The sequence below is a fragment of the Nitrospina gracilis 3/211 genome (genome assembly GCF_000341545.2).
GTDB lineage: Bacteria > Nitrospinota > Nitrospinia > Nitrospinales > Nitrospinaceae > Nitrospina > Nitrospina gracilis.
This window is the reverse complement of sequence record NZ_HG422173.1, coordinates 2,133,692-2,140,886: the sequence shown is the minus strand read 5'-3', so window position 1 is coordinate 2,140,886 and position 7,195 is coordinate 2,133,692. Positions and strand designations below refer to the sequence as shown.

Here is a 7,195-nt window from a genome sequence, read left to right as displayed (position 1 = left end):
GCTTTCCGGCTCGGTGGCGCTGGAGGCAGTGGACTTGTGTCTTTCCCATCTCAAAAACAAATCGGCGCTGGCGATCGGGCCCGGTCTTTCCACACACAAGGGAGCGCTGGCGTTTCTGGAGGCCCTCCTGCCACAAATCGCCTGTCCCGTGGTCATCGATGCGGACGGCCTGAACGGCCTTGCCAAACTGCCGGGTGTCCTTGACCGTATCCAAACCGAAGCGGTTTTGACGCCGCACCCCAAAGAAATGGCTCGGCTCATCAACGCCACCACAAAAACCGTGCAGTCGCGCCGCCTCGACACCGCCCGCGAATTCGCCCTGGCCCACGGAGTGACAGTCCTGTTGAAAGGCGCCCCTACGCTGGTGGCACTGGCCGACGGGCGAATCCGTATCAACCCGACCGGCAACCCCGGCATGGCAACCGGCGGCACCGGCGACGTGCTGACCGGCATGATTGCGGGTTTCCTGGCGCAAGGCTTGAGCGGACCCGATGCCGCCATCGCCGGAGCGTACCTTCATGGACTGGCGGGAGATCGCGTGGCGGCCGAAATGAGCGAGACCAGCCTCATCGCCGGAGACCTGCTGAAAGCCCTGCCGCAAACCCTGCAACAGGTCCAGTCGTAATATGCGATTTTCTTCCCGATCCCCTGAGGACACGAAGAATCTGGGGCAACGCATGGGCCGCCTTTTGAAGCCGGGAGACATCCTTCTCCTGTTCGGTGACCTGGGTGCAGGCAAAACCACTCTGGTTCAGGGCATCGCACAGGGCATGGAGGTTCCGCCGGACCAGTACGTGCGGAGTCCATCCTTCACCCTCATCAACGAATACCGGGGCCGCCTGCCCATGTACCACATCGACCTTTACCGTATCGAATCCGAGGGAGAGATGGCCGACCTCGGACTGGAAGACTACCTTTTCGGGGAGGGCGTCACGCTCATCGAATGGGGCGAAAAGTTGTTTCCCGACCAGAAAACCGACCAGCCGCCCATTATTCCGATTGGCCTTCGGGTGGATGTCCGACTTCAAATCGAGGAGGAAAACGACCGCACCCTCATCCTGACTCTCCACCCGGAGACCCCGGCCGGCCACCCCCTTTTTGCTTTACAATGACCGGCTCGTGTGGCATATTTTTCAGGTTGGTATATCCTTTGCATAGAGGGGCACTCAGCCACAAATGAACAATAAAATCAGGAAATTATTGTTTGTCTCCATCCTTGCCCTAGTGTTTTCTTTTGGCGCTAACTATTATTCCAGCCTGGAAAACAACCCCCTCCCCATTTCCATCGAAAAAACCGAGAAAGGCATCGACGTCCAGATCCAAAACTTTAAAGTAGAAAATGAGTACAATGGACGTAAAGATTGGATTTTAAAGGCAGAAAAAGCAACGATCAATAATGAGCAACAGGTCGTCAAGCTCAAGGATGTGAATGTAACCTATTATCTGGACGAAGACCACGAATCGCATATATCCGCCCGGACCGGCCGCATGAATCAGGAAACGAATGACATCTATCTGGAAGGGGATGTCCGGTTCACTGCTGAGTTGGGTGATTTTGTCCAGAAATACATGGACCGGAAACGGTCCGGAACCCAGACCTCGGCCAACGGATCGTGAACTTTTACTTCAAAAAAAATTTCTACAGTCTCGCCTCTGTGACTATCGGACTATTGCTGATAGCCGTGGGCTCCTCCTGGGCACAGGAAGGGTCTCCGAACAAGGAGGCGCCAAAACGGCTGGAAATCACCTCGGAGAAAATGCGGACTGAAGACAACGGCCGCAAGATTATTTTCATCGGCAACGTTCGGGGCACTTGGGAGGACGTGGTACTGACATCGAAGATCCTTGAGGTATACACCAAGCCGCGGGACCATACCCAGTCCGGCTCCTCCCCCGGTGCGGAAGATCCCGGTCAAGGCCAGGAGTTGGAGAAAATCATCGCGCTGGAAAATGTGGACGTGGTGAAAGGTACCAAAAAAGCCCGCGGCGACAAAGCGGTTTATTTCGATAAAGACCAGAAGATGATACTGACCGGTACGCCTCACGCCACCGCATGGGAAAACGAAAACATCCTGGAAGGACCGGAGATGATTTTCTACATGAACGAAGACCGTTTTGAAGTCACCAACGGAGTCAAGTTGATCCTGTTTCCCAAGGATTCCGAACTGAAAAAGGTCGACAAAAAAATTGAAACCGACACAGACGCCTCCAAGACGGACCGCCATGAAGACCCTCAGCACGGTCAATCTGGTCAAGGCCTATCGCAAACGGCAGGTGGTCAACGAAATCAGTATCGAACTCAGGCAGGGAGAAATCGTCGGGCTCCTCGGCCCCAATGGGGCGGGTAAAACCACCACCTTCTACATGGTGGTGGGGTTGACGCGACCGGACCGCGGCAGGGTTTTGCTGGATAAAGAGGATCTCACCGCCCAACCGATGTTCGCCCGGGCGAAACGGGGCATCAGTTATCTGCCGCAGGAACCTTCCATATTCCGCAAGCTCACTGTTGAAGAGAATCTGCTTGCGGTCCTGGAATCCATGAACCTGCCGGCACGGGAACGCCAGCGCAAAGCGGAAGCGTTACTGAAAGAGTTCAACATCCTGCATATTCGCAATGCCATGGCGTATTCATTGTCCGGCGGAGAACGTCGGCGGGTGGAGATCAGCCGCGCTCTGGCAACCTCCCCTGTATTCATCCTGCTCGACGAACCGTTTGCGGGGATTGACCCGATTGCGGTGGCCGACATTCAATTGATTGTGGAAAAACTGAAGCAGCGCGGCATCGGCGTGTTGATCACGGACCACAACGTGCGGGAAACACTCAGGATCACAGACCGCGCCTATATCATCAGTGAAGGCAAAATCATCGCTTCGGGGCCACCGCAAAAGGTGGCCGAGGACCAGAAGGTGAAAGAAGTTTACCTGGGAGAGAAGTTCACCTTTTAAAACAGAGATACGGTAGCGCTTATGGCCATGGAAATGAAATTGAATCTGAAGATGGCCCAGAAGCTGGTGATGACTCCCATGCTTCAGCAGGCCATCAAGCTGTTGCCGCTCGCGCGTCTGGAACTCGCCCAGTTGGTCCGGCAGGAACTGGTGGACAATCCGGTTCTTGAAGAAATAATTGAAGAAGAATCCTTCCTGGAAGGCGACGAAAGCGACTCCGAAACCACTCCGGAAGACAATCTCCTCGATTCTCTTGGTGAAACGCCCATTGATGGCGACAAGAAAGAGGATAACGACCCGGTCGAACAGGAGGTGGACTGGGAAAGTTTTTTGCAGGACAATTATGAATACGGACCCAGCCCCACTGCCGAAGCCGCGCCGGAACGCCCCTCCATTGAAGCCACTTATAAAAAAGAGCCGTCCCTCACCGATCACCTGCACTGGCAATTGAGCCTGGCTGTCGATACCGACGAAGATAAGTTCATCGGGGCCTGCATCATCGGCAATATCCAGAATGATGGTTATTGCACGGCGGAGCCCGCCGAACTGGCTGAGATAAGCAACAGTACGCCGGAAGACGTCGAACGCATCATGAAAATAATCCAGACGTTCGAACCGGTGGGCGTCTGCGCCCGCAACCTGAGGGAGTGCCTGATGATCCAGGCGCAGGCTCTTCCCGAACGGTCCAGGACCCTGGAAACCATTATTGATAAATACCTGGAAAAAATTGACGAGCGGTACTACCAGAAAATCTCCAACGAGATGAAATTACCGGTAGAGGAAATCATCGAAGCGGTGAAGGCCCTTCGCAGTCTCGACCCCAAGCCGGGATACAATTTCAGTTCGGAGGGAACAGATTATGTCATTCCGGACCTGGTGGTCGTCAAAAATGAAAACGGCGAATACGACGTCGCTCTCAACGACGAGGGCATCCCGCGGATCACCATCAGCCCTTATTACCAGACCCTTCTCCAAAGCTCAAAGGAAAGCCAGACAAAAGAATATCTGGAAAACAAATACCGCTCAGCCATGTGGTTGATCAAAAGCATCGACCAGAGGCGGCAGACCATCTACAAGGTGGGTAAAAGCATTGTCAAGCTGCAGAAAGAATTTCTGGATGAAGGCCTCGCACACCTGCGGCCCATGGTGCTCCGCGATGTTGCGCAGGACATTGAGATGCATGAATCCACTGTCAGCCGCATCACCACGAACAAATACATCGACACCCCACAGGGAATCTTCGAACTCAAGTTTTTCTTCCACAGCGGCATCAAGTCTTATACCGGTGACAACAATCTATCTTCCATCCGGGTAAAAACCATGATCAAGGAAATCATCCAGGAAGAAGATGATAAAAAACCCTACACCGACGACGAGATGGTGGAAATCCTCATGAAGAAAAACGCCAAGATTGCCCGCCGGACGGTGACCAAGTATCGGAAAGAATTGAATATTCCAGCTGCAAGCAAACGGAAAAAATTTTATTGATGGCCCCCACCCTGCTTGATATTTTGAGGAGTTGAGGCTAAATTCGTTACCTTTTATTCACTCGGTCTTTTGCAGGAGAATCGATCCATGAAACTCACGGTTTCAGGGCGCCAGTTGAAAATCACGCAGGCAATGGAAGACCATTTGACCCAAAAATTGAACAAGACCTTGAGAAACCTTGATGACTCTGCCGACGTTCATGTTGCTCTAGCTGTCGAAAAGCATCGCCATTTTGCTGAAATCACATTAAAGGAGAAAGGCGTAACAGCACACAGCGAATCAGAAACCGACGACCTGTATCAGGCAATCGATCAGGCTATCGAAAAAATTGAAAAACAAGTAAACAAACACAAGGAAAAAATTAAAAGTAAAAAAATAAAGAAAAGCCAGGAAGAAAAAGACAAGCAGCTGGAATGAATATCTCCCCTGACCTGTATATCGGACTCTGACATTCCCATGAAAATCAGCGAAATAATAACAGAAGACTTCGTTCTCTCCAGCGTGTCCGCTTCCGACAAAAAGGGGGTCTTGGCTGAGTTGGTTGAGTTTTTGAAAAAAAGAGACGTAGTGGGAGACGGCGACGACCTTCTCACTGCCTTGATCGAGCGCGAAAAGCTGGGCAGTACCGGGATTGGAGAAAATGTTGCCCTGCCTCATGCCAAGGTCAAAAATCTGGATAGGATCGTGGCGGTTTTCGCCAGGTCAGTGAATGGTATCGATTTCGAGTCACTGGATCAAAAGCCAGTGCATTTCATATGCCTGCTTCTCGCACCCGAATCATCTACCGGACTGCACCTCAAAGCCCTGGCAAAAATCGCCCGGCTGTTCAAAATCGAATCCCTGCGCGAAGCGATATTAAAAGCTCACGACACCACGGAAATTTACTCCCTGATCGAAGAGGAAGACGCGAAATTTATATGATTGAAAGGCCAACCATTTTTAAAAAGAACTTATGAGCAAATACCCCGGTATCCCGGTTTCAAACGGAGTGTCCATCGGAAAGGCTTATTTGCTGGACCGATCCAAAGTCTGCGTGGTCAAACGCAGTCTCGCCGATAATGAAATCTCGGCAGAGATCACGCGCCTGCGCGAAGCCATTCAAATGTCCAAGGACCAGCTTCGCGACATCAAACAACGCACGAGTTCGGTGGCTGAAAAATACGCGATCATCCTGGACACCTACACCCTCCTGCTGGAAGACGACCTTCTGGTCAATGAAACCATTGACAACATCAAACAGGACAAAATCAACGCCGAATGGGCTTTGAGCCGCACCCTCGACAAATTCACCAGCCTGTTCAACAACATCAACGACGATTACCTCAAAGGCAAGCGCGACGACCTGGACCTTGTTGTCCATGGCGTTATCAAGAACCTCATCGGGCATCATCAGGAAAGCCTGGTGGACATTGATGAACCCGTGGTCATCGTCACCCATGCCCTCAGCCCTTCAGACACGATTGTCATGAACCGGGCTTTTATTCTCGGGATGGCGACAGAAGTCGGGGGCAAAACCTCGCATGTCGGGATTTTCGCCTCGGCCCTCGGAATACCGGCTGTCGTCGGCGTCCCCAACCTCACCGAGTACGTTAACTCCGGAGACATGGTCATTATCGACGGCATCGAGGGCGAGGTGATCGTCAATCCCGATGAAAGCACCCTCAACCATTTCAGGACAAAACAGAAAAACTACCTGCGTTACGAAAAGAAACTGCTCGACAACATCACTCTCAAATCAGAGACGATGGATGGACACCCGGTTCAATTGATGGGCAATATAGAATCCGCGCACGAAGCCAGAGCGGTTCGCAAATATGGCGGCGAAGGCATCGGCCTGTACCGGACCGAGTTCCTGTACCTCGGTGCCAATTCCCTGCCCACGGAAAACGACCTGTACGCCAATTTCAAGAGCGTTGTGCAGGCCATGGAACCCTACACCGTGGTCATTCGTACGTTGGATATCGGCGCGGACAAGCAGTTATATCATCTTGATCACGAAACCGAGGCCAACCCGGCCCTGGGCCTGCGTGGAATCCGCCTTTCCCTCAAAAAACCGGACGTGTTTATAAGCCAGATTAAAGGGATTCTAAGAGCCAGCCTTTACGGGCGCGTTAAAATCTTATACCCTATGATCACAAGCGTGGATGAGGTGCGGGAGGCCAATCACTGCCTTGAACAGGCAAAAAAGGAATTGAAACGCGCACAAATTCCTTTTGATGAAAAAATCCCCGTAGGGGCAATGATTGAAACACCTTCCGCCGCCCTCACGGTCGATTCGATCCTCGACGTAGTGGATTTTATCAGTATTGGTACCAATGATCTGATACAATACGTCCTCGCCGTTGATCGGGTAAATGAGAATGTGGCCCATCTGTATCAGCCCTACCATCCCTCGGTCCTTAAAATTCTTCGACAGGTTTTTAAGACCGCTGCAGAAAAAGGCAAACATGTTGCCATTTGTGGAGAGATGGGCGGCGACCCCATGGCCACATTCCTTCTCCTTGGATTGGGGACGGTCCATGAATTGAGCATGGAACCCCATTCGATACCCAAGGTGAAAAAAATTCTGAGGAAGGTCACATTGGACGAGGCCCGGAAAATCGCGGACCACGCGTTGAGCCTGTCCACTGCTGAGGAGGTCAACCAGTTTATCACCAACGAAATGCGTACCCGCTTTCCTTCGGATTTTGACCGGGATCTCGCATTTGGTGAAAAAATGGCTTGAAACTCCCCCTCCCATTTGCTGATTCCATCAGAAATC

9 protein-coding genes are annotated in these 7,195 nt (G+C 52.1%); all 9 read left to right on the top strand.

Annotated elements, in window-relative coordinates:
• On the top strand, nucleotides 1-625 hold a 625-nt coding region (locus tag TX82_RS10180; protein ID WP_084604014.1), incomplete at its 5' end, for an NAD(P)H-hydrate dehydratase.
• Between the two features lies 1 nt (nucleotide 626).
• On the top strand, nucleotides 627-1,112 hold the full coding sequence (tsaE, locus tag TX82_RS10175) for a tRNA (adenosine(37)-N6)-threonylcarbamoyltransferase complex ATPase subunit type 1 TsaE (protein ID WP_005010060.1): 486 nt from the start codon (nucleotides 627-629) through the stop codon (nucleotides 1,110-1,112).
• Between the two features lie 88 nt (nucleotides 1,113-1,200).
• A complete protein-coding gene (gene lptC, locus TX82_RS10170; RefSeq protein ID WP_187291949.1) occupies nucleotides 1,201-1,617 on the top strand; it encodes an LPS export ABC transporter periplasmic protein LptC in 417 nt (138 codons plus the stop codon).
• Complete coding sequence (locus TX82_RS16800) at nucleotides 1,614-2,348, top strand: LptA/OstA family protein (protein WP_005010058.1); 735 nt, start codon at nucleotides 1,614-1,616, stop codon at nucleotides 2,346-2,348. The genes lptC and TX82_RS16800 overlap by 4 nt, the downstream gene beginning before the upstream one ends.
• Nucleotides 2,275-2,946 (top strand): LPS export ABC transporter ATP-binding protein, encoded by a 672-nt coding sequence (lptB, locus tag TX82_RS10160; protein ID WP_244875055.1) that lies wholly within the window; start codon nucleotides 2,275-2,277, stop codon nucleotides 2,944-2,946. The genes TX82_RS16800 and lptB overlap by 74 nt, the downstream gene beginning before the upstream one ends.
• Before the next feature lie 21 nt (nucleotides 2,947-2,967).
• Entirely contained in the window at nucleotides 2,968-4,434 is a 1,467-nt protein-coding gene (rpoN, locus tag TX82_RS10155) for an RNA polymerase factor sigma-54 (RefSeq protein ID WP_005010056.1), read from the top strand.
• 87 nt (nucleotides 4,435-4,521) lie between these two features.
• Nucleotides 4,522-4,851, top strand: a complete 330-nt coding sequence (hpf, locus tag TX82_RS10150; RefSeq protein WP_005010055.1) for a ribosome hibernation-promoting factor, HPF/YfiA family — start codon at nucleotides 4,522-4,524, stop codon at nucleotides 4,849-4,851.
• A gap of 39 nt (nucleotides 4,852-4,890) precedes the next feature.
• Nucleotides 4,891-5,355, top strand: coding sequence for a PTS sugar transporter subunit IIA (locus tag TX82_RS10145; RefSeq protein ID WP_005010050.1), 465 nt, complete (start codon nucleotides 4,891-4,893; stop codon nucleotides 5,353-5,355).
• 31 nt (nucleotides 5,356-5,386) lie between these two features.
• Nucleotides 5,387-7,159: a phosphoenolpyruvate--protein phosphotransferase gene (gene ptsP / locus TX82_RS10140; protein WP_005010047.1), complete on the top strand. Its 1,773-nt coding sequence runs from the start codon at nucleotides 5,387-5,389 to the stop codon at nucleotides 7,157-7,159.
• Nucleotides 7,160-7,195 lie beyond the last annotated feature (36 nt).

Coding starts and splice junctions, on each gene's coding strand:
- tsaE (WP_005010060.1), top strand. CDS start 627: ATGCGATTTTCTTCCCGATCCCCTGAGGACACGAAGAATCTGGGGCAA.
- rpoN (WP_005010056.1), top strand. CDS start 2,968: ATGGCCATGGAAATGAAATTGAATCTGAAGATGGCCCAGAAGCTGGTG.
- hpf (WP_005010055.1), top strand. CDS start 4,522: ATGAAACTCACGGTTTCAGGGCGCCAGTTGAAAATCACGCAGGCAATG.
- TX82_RS10145 (WP_005010050.1), top strand. CDS start 4,891: ATGAAAATCAGCGAAATAATAACAGAAGACTTCGTTCTCTCCAGCGTG.
- ptsP (WP_005010047.1), top strand. CDS start 5,387: ATGAGCAAATACCCCGGTATCCCGGTTTCAAACGGAGTGTCCATCGGA.